Annotated in this window: 14 protein-coding genes; 11 read left to right on the top strand and 3 right to left on the bottom strand. The window is 41.7% G+C overall.

The features are described 5' to 3' along the window. Nucleotide 1 precedes the first annotated feature (1 nt). The 11 genes from clpX (at nt 2) to MUN53_RS10395 (ending at nt 14,208) form a co-directional block, all read left to right on the top strand. Complete coding sequence (gene clpX, locus MUN53_RS10445) at nt 2–1,240, top strand: ATP-dependent Clp protease ATP-binding subunit ClpX (protein ID WP_022455756.1); 1,239 nt, start codon at nt 2–4, stop codon at nt 1,238–1,240. Nucleotides 1,241–1,269: 29 nt separating this feature from the next. Then, nucleotides 1,270–3,450, top strand: a complete 2,181-nt coding sequence (gene recQ / locus MUN53_RS10440) for a DNA helicase RecQ (RefSeq protein WP_022455757.1) — start codon at nt 1,270–1,272, stop codon at nt 3,448–3,450. A gap of 116 nt (nt 3,451–3,566) precedes the next feature. Continuing rightward, nucleotides 3,567–5,141 (top strand): peptidylprolyl isomerase, encoded by a 1,575-nt coding sequence (locus MUN53_RS10435; RefSeq protein ID WP_243325368.1) that lies wholly within the window; start codon nt 3,567–3,569, stop codon nt 5,139–5,141. A 6-nt stretch (nt 5,142–5,147) separates the two neighbouring features. After that, nucleotides 5,148–6,008, top strand: a complete 861-nt coding sequence (locus MUN53_RS10430) for a peptidylprolyl isomerase (RefSeq protein WP_243325367.1) — start codon at nt 5,148–5,150, stop codon at nt 6,006–6,008. Between the two features lie 26 nt (nt 6,009–6,034). Next, nucleotides 6,035–7,396, top strand: a complete 1,362-nt coding sequence (locus MUN53_RS10425) for a peptidylprolyl isomerase (RefSeq protein WP_243325366.1) — start codon at nt 6,035–6,037, stop codon at nt 7,394–7,396. A 56-nt stretch (nt 7,397–7,452) separates the two neighbouring features. Continuing rightward, complete coding sequence (locus MUN53_RS10420) at nt 7,453–8,973, top strand: OstA-like protein (RefSeq protein ID WP_243325365.1); 1,521 nt, start codon at nt 7,453–7,455, stop codon at nt 8,971–8,973. Between the two features lie 194 nt (nt 8,974–9,167). Then, a complete protein-coding gene (locus MUN53_RS10415; protein WP_243325364.1) occupies nt 9,168–9,476 on the top strand; it encodes a hypothetical protein in 309 nt (102 codons plus the stop codon). Continuing rightward, nucleotides 9,473–11,362, top strand: a complete 1,890-nt coding sequence (gene mutL / locus MUN53_RS10410) for a DNA mismatch repair endonuclease MutL (protein ID WP_243325363.1) — start codon at nt 9,473–9,475, stop codon at nt 11,360–11,362. The genes MUN53_RS10415 and mutL overlap by 4 nt, the downstream gene beginning before the upstream one ends. 214 nt (nt 11,363–11,576) lie before the next feature. Then, a complete protein-coding gene (locus MUN53_RS10405; RefSeq protein WP_022455766.1) occupies nt 11,577–11,957 on the top strand; it encodes a GntR family transcriptional regulator in 381 nt (126 codons plus the stop codon). Between the two features lie 8 nt (nt 11,958–11,965). Then, nucleotides 11,966–12,886: a slipin family protein gene (locus MUN53_RS10400; RefSeq protein ID WP_243325362.1), complete on the top strand. Its 921-nt coding sequence runs from the start codon at nt 11,966–11,968 to the stop codon at nt 12,884–12,886. A 71-nt stretch (nt 12,887–12,957) separates the two neighbouring features. After that, nucleotides 12,958–14,208 carry a DUF4934 domain-containing protein gene (locus tag MUN53_RS10395; protein WP_243325361.1) on the top strand — a complete coding sequence of 417 codons (1,251 nt, stop codon included), beginning with the start codon at nt 12,958–12,960 and terminating at the stop codon, nt 14,206–14,208. Nucleotides 14,209–14,374: 166 nt separating this feature from the next. On the opposite strand, the gene MUN53_RS10390 is transcribed toward MUN53_RS10395, so the two are convergent. From MUN53_RS10390 to MUN53_RS10380, 3 genes are all read right to left on the bottom strand, one after another. Continuing rightward, nucleotides 14,375–15,226, bottom strand: coding sequence for an Rpn family recombination-promoting nuclease/putative transposase (locus MUN53_RS10390; RefSeq protein ID WP_243325360.1), 852 nt, complete (start codon nt 15,224–15,226; stop codon nt 14,375–14,377). A 375-nt stretch (nt 15,227–15,601) separates the two neighbouring features. Continuing rightward, complete coding sequence (nrdG, locus tag MUN53_RS10385; RefSeq protein ID WP_243325359.1) at nt 15,602–16,105, bottom strand: anaerobic ribonucleoside-triphosphate reductase activating protein; 504 nt, start codon at nt 16,103–16,105, stop codon at nt 15,602–15,604. Nucleotide 16,106: 1 nt separating this feature from the next. Then, entirely contained in the window at nt 16,107–18,326 is a 2,220-nt protein-coding gene (locus MUN53_RS10380) for an anaerobic ribonucleoside triphosphate reductase (RefSeq protein ID WP_243325358.1), read from the bottom strand. Nucleotides 18,327–18,461 lie beyond the last annotated feature (135 nt).

Here is an 18,461-nt window from a genome sequence, read left to right as displayed (position 1 = left end):
TATGGCCAAAGCAGGCGATACGTGTACGTTTTGTGGACGAAGCAGTCGTGATGTTGATTTAATGATCAACGGAATGTCTGGTTGCATTTGTAATGAATGCGCCACTCAAGCGTACGAAATTGTAAAAGAGCAGCTGGGTAAGAAAAAATCAAAACTGGATTTAGACCGAAAAGATTTACCCAAACCAGAAGATATTAAAACCTTCCTTGACCAATATATCATAGGTCAGGATGAAGCCAAACGTTATCTGGCAGTTTCAGTGTACAATCATTATAAACGACTGATGCAAGAAGAAACTTCGGATGACGTTGAAATTGAGAAATCGAACATCATCATGGTTGGTTCAACCGGTACTGGAAAAACATTACTGGCCCGAACTATTGCGAAATTATTACACGTGCCTTTTGCGATTGTTGACGCAACGGTTCTGACACAAGCCGGTTATGTGGGAGAAGATATCGAAAGTATTCTGACCCGCTTATTACAGGCAGCCGACTATGATGTAGAAGCAGCAGAACGCGGTATCGTCTTTATTGACGAGATCGACAAAATCGCTCGTAAAGGAGATAATCCATCCATTACACGTGATGTCAGCGGAGAAGGCGTACAACAAGGTTTGTTGAAGCTCTTGGAAGGTTCGATTGTGAATGTTCCACCTCAAGGAGGTAGAAAACATCCGGAGCAGAAAATGATTCCGGTTGATACCAAAAATATTTTATTCATCTGCGGTGGAGCTTTTGACGGTATTGAAAAGAAAATTGCACAACGATTGAATACGCGAGTTGTAGGATATGCGGCAAGTAAGGATACGGCCCAGGTTGATCGGAACAATATGTTGAAATACATCACGCCGACCGACTTGAAGTCTTTCGGTTTAATACCCGAAATCATTGGACGTTTGCCGATCCTGACCTATCTGAATCCGTTAGACCGGGTGGCTCTGCGTAATATTCTTACGGAACCAAAGAACTCAATCATCAAACAATACATTAAATTGTTTGCAATGGATAACATTCAACTTTCGTTTGATGAAGACGTTTATGAATTCGTAGTAGATAAAGCACTCGAATTCAAATTGGGAGCCAGAGGACTACGTTCAATTGTAGAAGCAATCATGATGGATGCCATGTACAGCATGCCATCAGAGAACAAGACAGAATTCCATGTAACATTGGAATATGCAAAAGAACAGTTTGCTAAATCAGATGTAAACCGATTGCAAATTGTAGGAGATAATTAAGAGTAAACCTATTTCTAATAATATTGAGTATGGCAAAAAAAGATAAATTGACAGAGGCATTGAAAAAGCATTTTGGTTTCGATACATTCAAGGGAAATCAGAAAGCGATTATAGAAAATGTACTGGCAGGTAATGATACGTTTGTATTGATGCCTACCGGAGGAGGTAAATCTTTGTGTTACCAGTTGCCCTCCTTGTTAATGGAAGGAACAGCTATTGTTGTTTCTCCCCTTATAGCCTTGATGAAGAATCAGGTGGATGCCATGCGTAATTTTAGTGAAGAAGACGGCGTTGCCCATTTTATCAATTCTTCATTAAGCAAATCTGCCATAGACCAAGTCAAAGAAGACATATTATCCGGTAAAACAAAGCTGCTATACGTAGCTCCTGAATCTTTGACCAAAGAAGAAAACGTAGAATTTCTTCGCCAAGTAAAGATTTCGTTTTACGCAGTCGATGAAGCTCATTGTATCTCTGAATGGGGACACGATTTCCGTCCTGAATACCGTCGGATTCGTCCGATCATCAACGAAATCGGTAAACGTCCGCTCATTGCTTTGACAGCAACAGCTACCCCTAAAGTACAACATGACATTCAGAAGAACTTGGGAATGACAGATGCAGCCGTATTCAAATCATCTTTCAACCGTGTCAATCTTTACTATGAAGTTCGCCCCAAAACAGCCAATGTGGACCGGGATATCATCAAGTTCATTAAATCGAACGAAGGAAAATCCGGAATCATTTATTGTCTGAGCCGCAAAAAAGTAGAAGAGTTTGCCGATATCCTAAAAGCTAATGGTATCAAAGCTTTACCATATCATGCAGGAATGGACTCACAAGTTCGGTCGGCTAATCAAGATGCTTTTTTGATGGAACAGGTTGATGTGATCGTAGCAACAATAGCTTTTGGTATGGGTATTGATAAACCGGATGTACGATATGTCATCCATTACGATATCCCCAAAAGTCTGGAAGGCTATTATCAGGAGACAGGGCGAGCCGGACGAGATGGAGGTGAAGGACATTGTTTGGCCTTTTATTCATATAAGGACCTGCAAAAACTGGAAAAGTTTATGCAAGGAAAACCTGTAGCCGAACAAGAAATAGGTAAGCAATTATTATTGGAAACAGCGGCATATGCAGAAACTTCTGTCTGCCGCAGAAAAGTATTGCTCCATTATTTTGGAGAAGAATATCCTGAAGATAATTGTGGTAATTGTGATAATTGTTTGAATCCGAAAAAACAAGTGGAAGCTAAAGAATTATTGGGTGCAGTACTGGAAGTCATCAGTACGCTAAAAGAGAAATTTAAAGCAGAATATATCGTCAACATGTTGGTAGGAAATGAAACTTCCGAAATTCAGTCATATAAACACAACGAATTGGAAGTATTCGGCTCCGGACAAGACGAAGATGAAAAGATTTGGAATGCAGTGATACGTCAGGCCTTGATTGCCGGTTATCTGGAAAAAGACATCGAGAACTATGGCCTGCTCAAAATCACACCAAAAGGTAAAGAGTTCATGAAGAAGCCGGTTTCTTTCAAGATTACCGAGGATCATGAGTTTGAAGAAGAAGAGGAAGAAATCCCAGTACGCGGAGGAGCATCTTGTGCTGTCGATCCTGTTCTTTATTCAATGATGAAGGATTTGAGAAAGAAATTATCCAAGCGGTTGGAAGTACCTCCTTTTGTTATCTTCCAGGATCCATCCTTGGAAGCAATGGCTACTACCTATCCGATCACACTGGAAGAATTACAGAACATACCGGGTGTAGGAGCAGGTAAAGCAAAACGTTACGGAGCTGAATTCATTGCACTAATCAAACGTCATGTGGAAGAAAACGAGATTGAACGACCAGAAGATTTGCGTGTCAAAACCGTTGCCAACAAATCTAAACTGAAAGTTTCAATCGTACAGAGTATTGACCGCAAAGTAGCTCTTGATGACATAGCCGTATCAAAAGGACTTGAGTTTGGTGAACTGCTGGATGAAGTGGAAGCTATCGTTTATTCAGGTACACGTATCAACATCGATTACTTCTTGAATGACGTCATGGATGAAGATCATATTGAAGATATTTATGAATATTTCAAGGATTCAGAAACCGATGATCTGGAAGAAGCAATTGAAGAATTAGGTGGAGATTACACGGAAGAAGAAATCCGCCTGGTACGTATCAAGTTCCTTTCTGAAATGGCAAATTGATGCTTCATTTGATAAAAAACACTAATTTAACGGACTGAAATACTATTTTGGTTATCAGTCCGTTTAATTACTGTATTTTTGTACGAGTAAAATTGTAGCATCAAAAAGATTCATTAATGAAAAAGTTTTTTGTATCAGCGTTACTTTTTGCGGTAGCAGTATCTGCCTATGCCAACTCGGCAAGCGATTCTGTTGCAATGACTGTCGCAGGCAAAGCGATCAGTATAGATGAGTTTCTGTTTACAGCTAAAAAGAATGGAGAAACAGATCTATCCAATCAAAAGAGTCTGGAGTCGTTCGTTGAATTATTCAAAATCTATAAATTAAAAGTTGCCGACGCCGAAGCTGAAGGTTTAGACAAAACCGAATCATTCAAAGAAGAACTAGATAAGTATAAAGCACAACTAACATCCGACTATCTGTCGGATCGCCCCGCAGAAGAAAAAGTTCTTTCAGATGAATATACCCGTTTGAACGAAGTTCTTGATTTGACACATATTCTTTTCTTCTTACCCCAAGAAACTGTTTCCAAAGATACTGTCGCCGTTTATCAGCAAGCATTAACAGCTTACCAACGGATTCAGAAAGGAGAAGATATTATGGCAGTGGGCGCAGAATTAGCGAAAAAAGATTCGACCCACGTAGGTTACGAGCAGGTACGCAGTTTTTTTCCCATGCGTACGGTTAAAGCTTTCGAAGACTATGTTTACCAAATGCCGGAAGGAGCTGTATCTATGCCTATCCGTACCAAATTCGGATTTCATATTGTCAAATTAAATCGTAGAATACTCAATCCGGGCAGACGTCAGGTTTCACATATATTGATCCCTTTTGTTCAGGATTCCATTACCCGTACAGAAGAAGAGACCTATAAGCTAGCAGAAGAAGTTTATCAACTGGCTGTTTCCGGAAAAGACTTTGCCGAATTGGCGAAACAATATTCATCAGATAAAGGCTCTGCTCAAAAAGGAGGCAGATTGCCAGTCTTTGGATTGGGAGAAATGGTGGCAGAGTTTGAACAAGCAGCTTTTGCCATCAAAAATCCTGGAGATATTTCTAAACCGGTCAAAACTCGTTTCGGTTACCATATCATTAAACTGGAGAAGAATTTAGGAGTTCAACCGTTTGAGGAGATTAAAAAGTCTTGGTACCGACAAATGTCGCAGGGAGAATGGAACTTCGCTCTCCACAAAAGCTTTGACGACCGCATGAAAAAGGAATACAAATTCGTATTTCATCCAGAAGCTTATGCGGAATTACAGGCGATTTGTAATGACTATTTTCCGACAAATCCGAAATTCTTCGAACAAGCCAAAGATTTAAACAAAGAATTGATGCGCATTGATACCATCAGTTTCGCCCAAAATGAGTTTGCAGCTTATATACAACAATATCCTTTTTCGGTGAAAACTTATGCAGGTGACTTTATGCAAGAAGTTTTAGATTTATGTATCCATGATATCTTAACGAACATGGAACGTAAGAATCTGACAAACAAATATCCGGAATTCAAACTATTGTTGAATGAGTATCGAGATGGAACATTACTGTTTGCCATCAGTAATCAGAAGATTTGGAATAAGCCTGCCGAAGAACAAGCCAAATTGGAAGAAGACTGGATCAAAGAACTGAAAGAGAAATATCCAGTTGAAATCAATTGGAAAGCGTTGAAAAAGGCTGCTAAAAAATAAACGATCATGAGAACAGAATTTTACATACTCTGTGGACTAATCGGATTGAGTAGTTGTACAAAGAATGCAACGACCCAACAAAAAGGGACGTTGGTAAAAGTCAACGAACGTACCTTAACCAAAGAGGATGTTTTATCTGTTCTTCCTAAAAATATTTCTTCTGCAGACAGTCTGCTGTGGGCAGAAAGCTATATCAAACAATGGGTAAAAGACAACTTGGTCTATGATGTTGCATTACAGAATTTAGGAGATGAGAATCGGGCTGAAATTGACCGCCTGGTAGATTCGTACCGACGTTCATTAGTTCGATACCGATATCAGGAACAACTGGTACACGAACGGTTGTCTGCTAATATAACGGATGAAGAAAAGCGAAATTTCTATGACGAAAACCAAGATCAGTTTGAATTAGATCACAGTCTGATAAAAGGTCTTTTCTTGAAGATTCCGATTGATGCACCAAATCTGGACGAAGTTAAGAAATGGTATCGGTCAACGTCTGAAACATCCATCGAGAAAATAGAAAAATACAGTGTTCAAAATGCTGTAGTTTATGATTATTTCTATGACAAATGGGTTAGCTTTGATGAGGTTTTTGTAAACATTCCTATCCAAGTACCCAATGAAAACGAGTTCTTGCGGACCCATTCGTTTGTTGAGACAGCTGATAGCAGCTACTGTTATTTACTGAATATCGAAGAATACGTAGCCAAAGGGAAAATCGCTCCGTTTGAATATGCCAGCACGCAAATATCAGACATGCTTGTGAATCAGCGGAAGGTTCAATTCCTAAAAAATTTTGAAGAAGAATTATATAATGATGCAATTCGAGGCGGAAATGTGGTTTTTAGCGCAGAAATGCCTTAATTTGCAAAAAAATAAAGGATGCTATAATGAAAAAGGTTTTACTTGCAGTTTTTCTGGCGAGCTTTTCATGGTTGACAAAGGCGCAGGATAATGTGATTGATGAAATTGTGTGGGTAGTTGGTGATGATGCCATCTTACGTTCGGACATTGAGGCTCAGCGTTTGTATCTGCTGAACGCCGGAGAACGTCTGGAGGGTGATCCTTATTGCTTTATCCCAGAGCAAATGGCCATTCAGAAGCTTTATCTGAATCAAGCTAAAATTGATAGTGTGGAAGTTCCGGAAGCACAGGTGATCCAAAGTGTAGATCAATGGATCAATAGTGCAATCGGACAGATTGGTTCTAAAGAAAAGGTGGAAGAGTACTTTAACAAGAAAATTTCCCAAATCCGTGAGGAACGTATCGAGATGACACGTGAACAACAGATTGTACAGGAAATGCAGAAGAAGTTGGTTGGTGAAATCAAATTGACTCCGGCTGATGTTCGTAAGTATTACAATCAGTTACCACAAGATAGTCTTCCAAACATTCCGATGACGGTCGAAGTACAAATCATCACGATCGAGCCGAAAATTCCATTTGAAGAAACAGATGCGATCAAGGCTCGCTTACGTGAATTTACCGAACAAATCAATTCCGGGAAGTTTGAATTTTCTACATTAGCCCGTATGTATTCGGAAGATCCAGGATCGGCAGCACGTGGTGGTGAATTGGGTTTCATGAGTAAAACACAGTTATTACCGGAGTTTGCCAATGTAGCTTTCAACTTGAAGGACTCCAAACATATCTCACAGATTGTACAGACTGAATATGGCTTCCACATCATCCAATTGATCGAAAAGCGTGGTGACCGTATCAACTGCCGTCATATCTTGTTGAAACCGGAAGTTTCTGAGAAAGAACTGCTGGAAGCTACAACACGTATGGACTCTATCTATACAAATATTATGGATAAGAAATTCACTTTTGAGGAAGCTGCTACTTTCCTTTCTTACGACAAAGATACTCGTAATAACAAGGGATTGATGGTGAACTCGGACTATGAAAGTGCGAATATGGGCACACCTCGCTTCGAATTACACGAATTACCACAGGAAGTAGGTAAAGAGGTTTACAACATGAAAGTGGGTGATATCTCCAAGCCATTCCGCATGATTACCAAATCACAAAAGGAAGTGGTTGCCATTATTAAATTACGTGCCCGCACTGAAGCGCATAAAGCGAATTTGGCGGACGACTATCAGGCTTTGAAAGCCATTGTAGAAAACAAGAAAAGGGAAGAACTGCTGAACGACTGGATTCGTAAACAGCAAAAAACTACGTATGTACGCATCAGTGAAGGATGGCGTAACTGCGACTTCCGTTTTCCAGGTTGGGTAAAAGAATGAAACTGACAAACATATTCCTATATATATTTTTCTTATGTACTTGCTCTTGGACACTTATGGCCCAAGAGCAAGATTCTGTTTCTGTCAAGAAGACAAAAGTCTATCTGGAACATGCCAATACATTATCGTTCGATCAAGATATTAAACCGGATGCACAGATTCTGGTTGGTGACGTGTGTTTTCGGCATGACAGTTCGTACATGTATTGCGATAGTGCCTACTTTTACGAAGCTAGTAATTCGTTGGAGGCATTCAGCAACGTACGAATGGAACAAGGCGATACGCTGTTTGTCTATGGGCAATACTTGTATTATGACGGGAATACCCAGATCGCCCGGCTGCGAGACTTGGTCCGCATGGAAAACCGGCAAGTGACATTATTCACCGATAGCCTTAACTACGAACGAATACCCAATATCGGTTACTATTTTGAAGGTGGAATGATTGTCGATTCACTGAACCAGCTTTCTTCGTTTTACGGACAATACAGTCCGGCTACCAAACTGGCTATTTTCAACGACAGTGTCCGATTGGAGAATCCGAATTTTACCCTCTATTCCGATACCCTGCATTATAATACAGAATCCAAGATTTCCACGATATTAGGACCTTCGGTTATCGTCTCGGATAGTGGTACGATTCATTCATCCAAAGGCTGGTACGACACGGTGCATAATACGTCGATGTTACTCGACCGATCGGAGATAGTTTCGGGTAATCGTTTCCTGACGGGCGATTCGATCGCTTACGACCGGGAACAAGGTTTTGGCGAGGTATTTGGTAATATGTGTATCCGCGATACGCTGCAGAAGATTATGCTTTTGGGTGATTATGGCTACTACAACGAGAAGACTGGTTTTGCTTTTGCTACCGATAGTGCCCGCTGCCTAGAGTATTCGCAGGGTGATACTCTCTATTTACATGCAGATACTTTACAGATGGTAACAATTGATTCGACTTATCGCGAAGTGAAAGCCTACTATGGCGTGCGTTTCTACCGGACAGATATACAAGGCGTGTGCGATTCTATGCAGTTCAATTCGCGCGACTCCATCTTATATATGTATAACGACCCGATCCTGTGGAACGAGCAATACCAGCTCTATGGAGATACCATCCTGATTTATATGGCAGACAGTACAATTGATCATGCTCACGTGCAACAGTTTGCCTTTGCTATCCAACAAGTAGATACGGGTTATTACAATCAATTGAAAGGAAATGACCTGAAGGCTTATTTCAACGGGCAGGCAGTTCGGCAGATCGATGTGGCAGGAAATGCCGAATCCATCTTCTACCCCATCGAGAAAGACGGTAGTATGGTGGGACTGAATGCCACGAAGAGTGGTTACCTCACGATCTGGTTGAAAGATAACAAACTCGACAAGCTGAAGATCTGGCCGAATCCGCAAGGAACCATGACGCCGATACCCGACTTAAAACCCGACCAAAAAGAGCTGAAGGATTTCTTCTGGTATGATTATCTGCGCCCCACCAGCAAAGATGATATCTACGAAGTACGGAAGAAGAAGGTACAAGATGCGCCCAAACGTAGCAATAAGTTTGTACATGAGTAAAGAGGAGTCTGCCCAATGGCAACAGAGCTGATTACACAGTTACAAACGCAATACCGTAACCGAAGAGCCTTGTTGGAAGAGTTGTCGAAGGTATAAATCCCAAGGGTTTTTACATTATTTAGGAAAAAGCAAGCGTCCTTTGTCGTATCTTTGCGAGAGAAGAAGTTAAGAACAAATCCTAAAACAGAAAGATTATGGCATTATTCTCCTTTTATAATGTTCGTAAACCTCGGCAGTTTGAACATAAGCCGATTTATTGGGATCCGCATAAAGAGGAAATGGATGAACGTGTACGCCGGATCAAACGCGAAATAGGAATGGAAGAAGAATCATTAGAAGATTATAAGCCGCAGATAAAAGGTACTTTCATTGAAGGTACAACGCACTTGAAACGGAGCCGGAACAGAGGGGACAATTCGCGGAGTCGTGAATATAAGAATGTGAAACTGATTGTGGCATTGGCCATATTGGCTGCCATATTCTGGTATTTCTACCTGAGATGAGCGACATTATACATCTTCTGCCTGACAGTATCGCCAATCAGATTGCGGCTGGCGAAGTGATTCAAAGACCGGCTTCGGTTGTAAAGGAGCTGGTCGAGAATGCTATAGATGCCGGTGCCACACAAATCCAAATCCTAATCAAGGATGCCGGAAAAACATTGGTGCAGGTCATCGACAACGGGAAAGGAATGTCGGAAACCGATGCCCGTATGGCATTTGAGCGCCATGCCACTTCCAAAATATCCAAAGCAGATGATCTGTTTTCCCTTCATACCATGGGTTTCCGTGGAGAAGCATTAGCGTCAATCGCCGCTGTGGCTCAAGTAGAACTTCGTACCCGCCAAAAAGGGGCCGATTTAGGAACACGTCTGGAAATCTTCGGTTCACAGTTACAACACATCGAAGAAGATGCTTGTCCGGAAGGGAGTATCTTCTCGGTCAAGAATCTCTTCTATAATGTACCGGCACGACGTAAATTCCTGAAGACAAACGACACGGAATTTCGGAACATCATTACGGAATTCGAACGGATAGCCCTAGTAAATCCGTCGGTTTCCATGTCGCTGTATCATAATGATACGGAAATATTGAACCTGCCGGAATCAGGTCTTCGACAACGGATCGTGAATGTCTATGGCAAGAATCTGAACCAGAAACTGCTTTCGGTAGAAGCCGAGAGCTCACTGGTTTCCATCAATGGTTTTGTTGGCAAACCAGAAACAGCCAAGAAGCGGGGGGCTTTGCAATATTTCTTTGTCAACGGGCGTTTTATGAAGCATCCGTATTTTCACAAAGCGGTCATGCAAGCCTACGACCAATTAATTCCAGCCGGTGAAATGCCCAGTTACTTCATCTACTTCAACTTGGATCCGGCAACCATCGATGTCAACATCCATCCGACCAAAACGGAAATCAAGTTTGAGAACGAACAACCTATTTGGCAAATCCTGCTGGCGGCTGTCCGGGAAACATTGGCGAAGTCGAGTGCAATTCCTACCATTGATTTTGATGTAGAAGGAGCGATTGACATTCCGGTTTATAACCCGGAAAAGAAAATCAGCGGGAATGAATCACCCAAAGTACAAATCCATTCGGAATACAATCCATTCAAGCGGGAAGCAACACCTTCAGATACACGTCCGTCATTCGATTGGACAGAACTGTACCAAAGCTTTGAAGCAGACCGCTCGGCCGTACTTCCGGATGAAGAAATCGTAGAGAAAAAAATAGGTAGTGCCATTCCTATCGAAAAAGAAATTATTGAAAAGCCGGTTCAACCTGCCGAAGAAAAGGTTCTGTTTACCAATACCTCGGTACAACCGGTTGCCAAACCTTGTTTCCAATACAAGAACCGGTATTTGGTAACAACCTTGAAGTCGGGCATGGCGATTATCGACCAACATCGGGCTCATCTGCAAATTCTGTTCGAACAATACCAGAAATCCATTCGCCAACAGAAAGCGGCTTCACAACAAATGTTATTTCCAGCGATTGTCGATTTCACACCTGCCGAAGAGACAATCTTGCCTCTCTTGTTGGAAGACCTCTCCTATTCAGGTTTTGATCTAAGTAATTTAGGAGGTGGAAGTTATTCTATTAACGGAATACCCGACGGCATGGAAGGCGTAGACTGTGTTACATTGCTAAAAGACATCGTAGCAAAGGCCATTGATACCGGTTGCAAAGGAAATGAAGAAATTGGTGATATGATTGCTTTTTCCATGGCTTCAGCCCAAGCTATTCCGGTAGGGAAAGTACTGTCTTCGGAAGAAATGGATCATCTGCTGGCCTCCCTCTTCCTCTGTTCTAACATGAATCTGACACCCGACGGAAAGACTATCCTTTCCATGCTTACAGACGACGAACTGGAAAATCGTTTCCACTAAATACCTTTTTCATACCTGATTATCTATTTGTCCCTATTGGAATCTGTGGAGAATCAGGTGTGAAAAAGTATTTCAATTTACTCTCTACGCCTCCTATTCTGTTAATAAATATCATTTCCCTATCATTTCCTGTACGAAATATTTGTTTCCATCTATCTATACTGTATGTTTGTACTATACAAATAGTACAATATAAAGATAATTCATTAAGGGTATGATTAAGTTTATAATTGATTATTCCGGAGGCGTACCTATCTATCGCCAGATTATAGACCAAATCAGATTTGGAATTGCTTCCGGACAGTTAAAGTTAGGCGAGCAATTACCTACCGTTCGAGCGTTAGCGGTAGAATTGAAAGTGAATTTGAATACGGTTTCCAAAGCATACAAAGAATTGGAAATCCGAAAGATCTTGGAGACACAACAAGGTACTGGCACATTTATCAATCAAACCGAACAAGTCATTTCGGAAGAAGAAAAGAGCAACAAACTGAAAGATATCTGCCAGCAAGCCTCTATGGTGGCTCTACAATATGGCTTCACCATTGAAGACATGATACAGGAATTAAAACGAATAGAAATAACCAATAAATAATAAGCTATATGGAAACAACTAATTTAATGAACAAAGGATGGATCAATCCTATTTCAACCACCGTCTTTTTGATATTGCTGGTAATATCAATCGCTTTATACAGTTTGAATATCTTCGGCGGACTCATCTTGTTCTTATGTATTTTAGCATCTGCTTTACTCGCATCGTCTATTCATATCGCAGACCAATGGGATCGGGCAGTTGTTCTTCGCATGGGTAAATATCAAGGATTAAAAGGTCCTGGCCCTTTTATGATTATTCCGATTATCGATTCCGTATCGACTTATATTGACCAACGCGTCCGGGTAAGTGCTTTCAAAGCCGAACAGACATTGACGAAAGATACCGTTCCGGTCAATGTGGATGCCGTTGTGTACTGGACTGTATGGGATGTAGAAAAGGCTGCTTTGGAAGTTCAACAGTATCAAACTGCTATCGAACACATTGCCCAAACCGGACTGAGAGACACAATCGGCAAACATGAATTGTCGGAACTGCTACAGGAACGTGATAAAATTGCAGAAGACTTGCAACAGGTATTAGACCGGAATACCAATCCTTGGGGGATTACTTGTCAGACCGTCGGAATCAAAGACATTGCTATTCCGAAAGATTTGGCTGAGGCCATGAGTAAAGAAGCACAGGCCGAACGAGAACGCAGAGCCCGTGTCATCTTAGGAACTGCCGAGACTGAGATTGCCGAGAAGTTTGCACAAGCCAGCCGGAAATATACCGACAATCCGGTTGCACTTCACCTAAGAGGTATGAATATGTTGTTTGAAGGACTCAAAGAAAAAGGTTCAATGGTGATTGTTCCAAGCTCTGCCCTTGATACCATGAATCTAGGAGCCATGGGTGGTTTAGTTTCACTCGCTAAAAATAATGAAACACCACAAAAACCAGTTGCTGCTACAGTTCCACAGGTATAAAACAAGAGCTCCATTAGCAGCGTTAAATATGCGCAAATTGAATTCCGACAACGGGTTAAATAATCTAAGACATGAAGAAGCATATGCTTTGTTACATCCTGACTATAGGCTGTGGGATGTTGTTGAGTTGTAACTCACCTTCAGCAAAGATAGAAAGTTTGGAAACTATTTCTGTCGGGAAGGCCTATGCAAATTTGACTAAGCTAAAGGTATCTGATTATTTTCAGACAGTCCGATATGTTCCTTTGGAAACAAACGACAGTGTACTAGTGGGAGATAATCCTAAATTGTGTGTTTATAAAGATCTCCTGATCGTTTCTTCACCACAAGAACAGTGTTATGCTTTCAGCAAAGGAGATGGGTGGTTTCTTCATTTGATTGGACACATCGGTAACGATCCGGAGGGTTGTTCTGATTTGGTCGGCTGGCTTAATGCCGCAAGCGGGTATCTTTATTTCAACCGAGGGAATAAGGATTTTAGTATTTACCATGTAAATGGTCAATTTGTGGGAACAACCCAAGATATTGAAACAAATCGGGGCTTGTTTGGTATAGAATCGATGGATTATCTGGATGCACAAATGTTGGTGAAACATCTGCCGGCGACGAACGAAAAACCGGATCGCATCATTCTTTTCCAGGATACAACGCGGATCGCTACTTTTCCGACAAACAATGAGAAAGTTAGTGGTCATAATGGGGATTTCTCGAATAGCGTGGGGTACGATTTTATAGTAGATGTCTTAGGCGGTCGGCAGATGTTGAATATAGAGTTCGACAAAGAGAAGCATCTGGCGGTTATTGTTGGCGAACATTCCTTTTGGCATGTTGGAGAGAAGTTATATTTCCGCGAACACTTTAATGATACCATTTATCAGGTGACGAAAGAAGGGTTATTACCTGAACGGCGATTTGATTTCGGAGATATGACGTGGAAGCGGGAAGATCGATATGATATACAGAAAGATCATGCTATTTATCCGGTGGAAGTTCAGGAGAACGATCGTATCCTTTGGTTACGATTCCTTGTCGATTTATTTGATAATGACAAACGAAAAGCCTACAATGCGCTTTATCTGAAGGAAACCGGAGAAGTAAAGGTGGCTGCTTATGAAGAAGGACTAGAAAATGACCTAAACGGATTCTTGCCCTTACAACCTACTTTTGTGACAGCCGACGGAGAATTTGCCCAGATAATTCCGGCCGAAACAATAGCTGAATGGTTTGAAGAACATCCGGATGTTGCAGAACTTCCGGAAGAAGTAAAAGCCTTGAAAGGAATCACGACAGAAGATAATCCGGTAGTTGTCTTGATGAAGTAAATAAACCCGTTGGCGGAATTACGATGACAGACGTAAAATCACTTTCTTCATTCATCATTGACCCGCAATACACAGGCCCATATATACATTTATATGCCGAGCATCTGAAAAATCCCTGTCGCCCCAAATAGGCAACAGGGATTCATCTATTCTACTTATTTGCACTTTATAGATTCTTGATTTCTTCTTCGGTCATGCCTATACATTGTTTAATGAATTCAACGGAAGCTCCGTTCTGCTTCATCAAGCGGGCGGTTTTAAGTACGCCTCTCTCTTCACCAATTGCTATTCCTTCTTCTTTCCCTTCTCTCCTTGCCGTCGTAACAACATTCTCATTATCCCGGTATATTTTCAGGGCAGCCTCGTATTCTGCCCGTTCCTTCTTGTTCATATTGGCGATACGAGCCAACTCTTCCAAGCGGTTAAACAAGGCTTTCTGACCTTTGAATGATAAATGTTCCAACTGTTCCATATGTTTCAAATTATATAACCAGTAATCCAAGGGCGTCTCGCATTCGGCCTCTGTCTTGTTGAATAAGGGAAATTCGATAAAGATTTCCCGGAAATTCCGGCTCTTTTGTTCGCCGGTTTCACGATCGGCTATCACCAAATCTGTTCGGACTTTATCCGTTTTGCTTGACCGGAAATTCAGCAGGAAGATTCCATAAACCGGTACGAGTTCAAATTCCCAAGATTCCCCTTTCTTACCTTGTGAGGCGATCATACGACAAAGATAATACAATGCCCGTTCATAAAAATAAGTTTGCCGGGCATTTTGCAGCTCTACAATGAAAGTTGTCCCGTCCTGATCCTTACAAAGTAAATCAAAGATAACACCCCGACCGTCGGTTGTCTCACTCGGATCTTCCTTATCCATATAAGAAAGGTCTTCTACATGGTGCTCGCCTTCCAATAAATCATTGATTAACTCGATTAATAACTCCTTACTTGATTCCTGTCCGAACAGAATCTTGAAACCACGATCCACAAACGGATTGATAAATACGCTTTTTCTCATAGAAAAGGTTCTTAAAATGTTTTGTCCCAATAGCGGGATGCACAAAGATAAGGTTTTTCATCCAAAAAACAAGATAGCATTCGAACTTTGCCTTGATACAAAAATAAAAGATCAAATGATTGTCCGTTCTTTCGCCCTTGAATCACCAAAACCAACAGAGATACAAATAGATAGTAAAATAATGAAAGATTGTTTTTCGAATTTATCAGTAGATGAAATAAGGACTTCTTAAAAACGAAAACGAAACTAACGGGAATCGAAAATGATTCTCGTTAGTTTCGCTTTTAATTCCTACTAGGAATGATTCAAAACACGCCGGCTTTTGATGAATTCCCGGCGTGTTTTGATCAAAAGCCGGCGTATTTTGGGAAGCTTCTATAATTCAAACGGATCATACGGAAAAAGTACCACTTCACCGGCTTGCAAAGAAGCTTGCACATCGATCAGACGTTGGTTGGAACTTCCCCGGAATAACAAATCCTCATCTTTCTGGGATTCGATAAACGGACCGTCCACCAACACGTCAATCTGCTCGAGTAGAGCTTTCTGATCCGGCATTTTCACAAGGTTTTCAAACAGATAACCGGTATAACACCAGATATTCTTATTACTCTTCGCCTTGATGGCTTGAGCCAGTTCGGTAAAACCTTTTGCCTGATACATCGGATCTCCGCCACTGAAAGTAACATTGGCGAACTCATCAGCCAGCACGCGTTCCAGGATTTCTTCGGTTTCCATGGCTTGTCCGTTCCCTTGATTCCAGGATTCCGGATTATGACAACCCGGACAACGGTTCGGACAACCGGCACAATAAATAGTGGTCCGGAAACCCGGACCATCTACTGTCGTATCTTCCAAAATATCTAATACCGAGATCATCTTATTCTCCTTTGTCTGTATGCGTGACACGATCTTTCAATTCAGCCAGTTTGGCTTTGTTCCAACGGTCTGTTGTTCCAACCAGATAACCTGTAATACGCTGCAACTTATCCAAGTGCTTGCTGCCACACTTCGGACAGACTTCCAACTCGGCAGCCGAGTTTTCATAGCCGCAATCCAGACAACGGTTCCGGTTATGGTTTACGGAGCCGTAACCGATATTATACTTATCCATCATATCCACCACCTGCATAATCACTTCCGGATTATGGGTTGCGTCTCCATCCATTTCTACATAGAAAATATGTCCACCGCGAGTCAGATCATGATACGGAGCTTCTATTTCCGCCTTATGACGGGCACTACATTTATAATATACAGGGACATGGTTGGAGTTGGTATAATAATCGCGATCGGTAATTCCCGGCAACACACCAAACTGCTTTCGGTCTTTTGCCGTAAACTTACCGGAAAGTCCTTCCGCCGGAGTAGCCAATACACTGTAATTATGCTGATACTGTTCGGAATACTGATTAGCGCGATCACGAATGTAAGTAACAATCTTCAAGCCCAATTCTTGCGCAAAAGCATCTTCGCCATGATGTTTACCGGTCAATGCTACCAGACATTCTGCCAAACCAATGAATCCAATGCCTAATGTTCCTTGGTTGATCACAGAAGCGATCGTATCATTCGGTTTTAATTTCTCGCACCCCAGCCAAAGAGAAGACATCAGCAACGGGAATTGCTTGGCAAAAGCCGTCTTCTGGAATTCCATCCGCTCATGCAACTGTCGGGCTGTTACGTCCAGCATATAGTCCAGTTTGGAGAAGAACATAGCAATACGTTCGTCCTGATTTGCTATAGACATACATTCGATCGCCAGACGAACAATATTAATGGTCGAGAACGACAGATTTCCACGTCCGATAGATGTTTTCGGCCCAAAGCGATTTTCGAACACACGAGTACGGCAACCCATCGTCGCAACCTCATGCAAATAACGCTTCGGATCGTCGGCTTTCCACTCATCACTCTGATTAAACGTAGCATCCAGATTCAGGAAATTCGGAAAGAAGCGACGGGCTGTCACTTTACAAGCCAACTTATATAAATCGTAATTCCGGTCATCCGGTAAATAACTGACACCACGTTTCTTCTTCCAGATCTGGATCGGGAAAATGGCCGTTTCCCCGTTTCCTACACCTCGATAAGTACTTTTCAGTAACTCCCGAATGATACAACGACCTTCGGCCGATGTATCCGTTCCGTAATTGATAGAGCTGAACACCACCTGATTACCACCTCTCGAATGAATGGTATTCATATTATGGATAAAGGCTTCCATGGATTGGTGTACGCGGCTGACCGTACGGTTCACAGCATGCTGCAAGATGCGTTCATCACCAGTCAAACCTTCCAAAGGCTTATCCAGATAATCATCCAGCGGAGCCTGATACAAATGTGAATAATCATTCCCCGTCAATTGTTCCAATACCTTGATTTCTTCAATCAAACTATAACGGACATACGGAGCGAGGTAAAAGTCGAACGCCGGAATAGCCTGTCCGCCGTGCATTTCATTCTGAGCCGTCTCCAACGAAATACAACCTAAAATACTAGCTGTCTCAATACGTTTCGCCGGACGAGACTCACCATGTCCTGCCGAAAAACCATCTCTCAGAATCCGATCCAACGGATGTTGTACACACGTCAGGCTCTTTGTCGGATAATAATCCTTATCGTGAATATGCAGATAATTATTCTCAACGGCCGTTCTCACTTCTTCGCTCAGCAGATAATCATCCACAAACGGCTTAGTCGTTTCGCTGGCGAACTTCATCATCATACCGGCCGGCGTATCCGCATTCATATTAGCATTCTCGCGGGTAACATCGTTCGACTTGATATTGATAATCTCCAGAAACATATCCCGTGTCTTTGCTTTCCGGGCAATGCTTCGCTGATTCCGATAAGCAATATATTTCTGAGCTACATCCTTGCGGCTACTGTTCATAAGTTCCATTTCTACAGCATCCTGTATATCTTCCACCGTCATTTGAGGCGCACCTTTAAAAGAAATGCGGTCCGTTATCTGGCGGATCAGTTGCATATCTTCTCCCATCTGGGTATGCAACATAGCTTTTCGAATAGCCGTAGCTATCTTTTCCTCGTTGAAACCAACGATACGTCCGTCTCGTTTGACTACAGTCTGAATCATGTCTTACTCGATTAAAAAATCTATTGAAATAAACTTCGACAAAGATAGTTTCATTCTCCATAGATTTTCATTTCGGAAAACTTTTAGATGGTTAAATTTTGTCAATCTCCTAATATTCAGAATAAAATAAAACCT

The organism is Parabacteroides faecalis (genome assembly GCF_022809355.1).
GTDB lineage: Bacteria > Bacteroidota > Bacteroidia > Bacteroidales > Tannerellaceae > Parabacteroides > Parabacteroides faecalis.
This window is presented reverse-complemented; position numbering and strand designations above follow the sequence as displayed.

Coding starts and splice junctions, on each gene's coding strand:
- MUN53_RS10380 (WP_243325358.1), bottom strand. CDS start 18,326: ATGATTCAGACTGTAGTCAAACGAGACGGACGTATCGTTGGTTTCAAC.
- MUN53_RS10390 (WP_243325360.1), bottom strand. CDS start 15,226: ATGAGAAAAAGCGTATTTATCAATCCGTTTGTGGATCGTGGTTTCAAG.
- MUN53_RS10435 (WP_243325368.1), top strand. CDS start 3,567: ATGAAAAAGTTTTTTGTATCAGCGTTACTTTTTGCGGTAGCAGTATCT.
- mutL (WP_243325363.1), top strand. CDS start 9,473: ATGAGCGACATTATACATCTTCTGCCTGACAGTATCGCCAATCAGATT.
- recQ (WP_022455757.1), top strand. CDS start 1,270: ATGGCAAAAAAAGATAAATTGACAGAGGCATTGAAAAAGCATTTTGGT.
- MUN53_RS10405 (WP_022455766.1), top strand. CDS start 11,577: ATGATTAAGTTTATAATTGATTATTCCGGAGGCGTACCTATCTATCGC.
- clpX (WP_022455756.1), top strand. CDS start 2: ATGGCCAAAGCAGGCGATACGTGTACGTTTTGTGGACGAAGCAGTCGT.
- MUN53_RS10425 (WP_243325366.1), top strand. CDS start 6,035: ATGAAAAAGGTTTTACTTGCAGTTTTTCTGGCGAGCTTTTCATGGTTG.
- nrdG (WP_243325359.1), bottom strand. CDS start 16,105: ATGATCTCGGTATTAGATATTTTGGAAGATACGACAGTAGATGGTCCG.
- MUN53_RS10420 (WP_243325365.1), top strand. CDS start 7,453: ATGGCCCAAGAGCAAGATTCTGTTTCTGTCAAGAAGACAAAAGTCTAT.
- MUN53_RS10400 (WP_243325362.1), top strand. CDS start 11,966: ATGGAAACAACTAATTTAATGAACAAAGGATGGATCAATCCTATTTCA.
- MUN53_RS10415 (WP_243325364.1), top strand. CDS start 9,168: ATGGCATTATTCTCCTTTTATAATGTTCGTAAACCTCGGCAGTTTGAA.
- MUN53_RS10395 (WP_243325361.1), top strand. CDS start 12,958: ATGAAGAAGCATATGCTTTGTTACATCCTGACTATAGGCTGTGGGATG.
- MUN53_RS10430 (WP_243325367.1), top strand. CDS start 5,148: ATGAGAACAGAATTTTACATACTCTGTGGACTAATCGGATTGAGTAGT.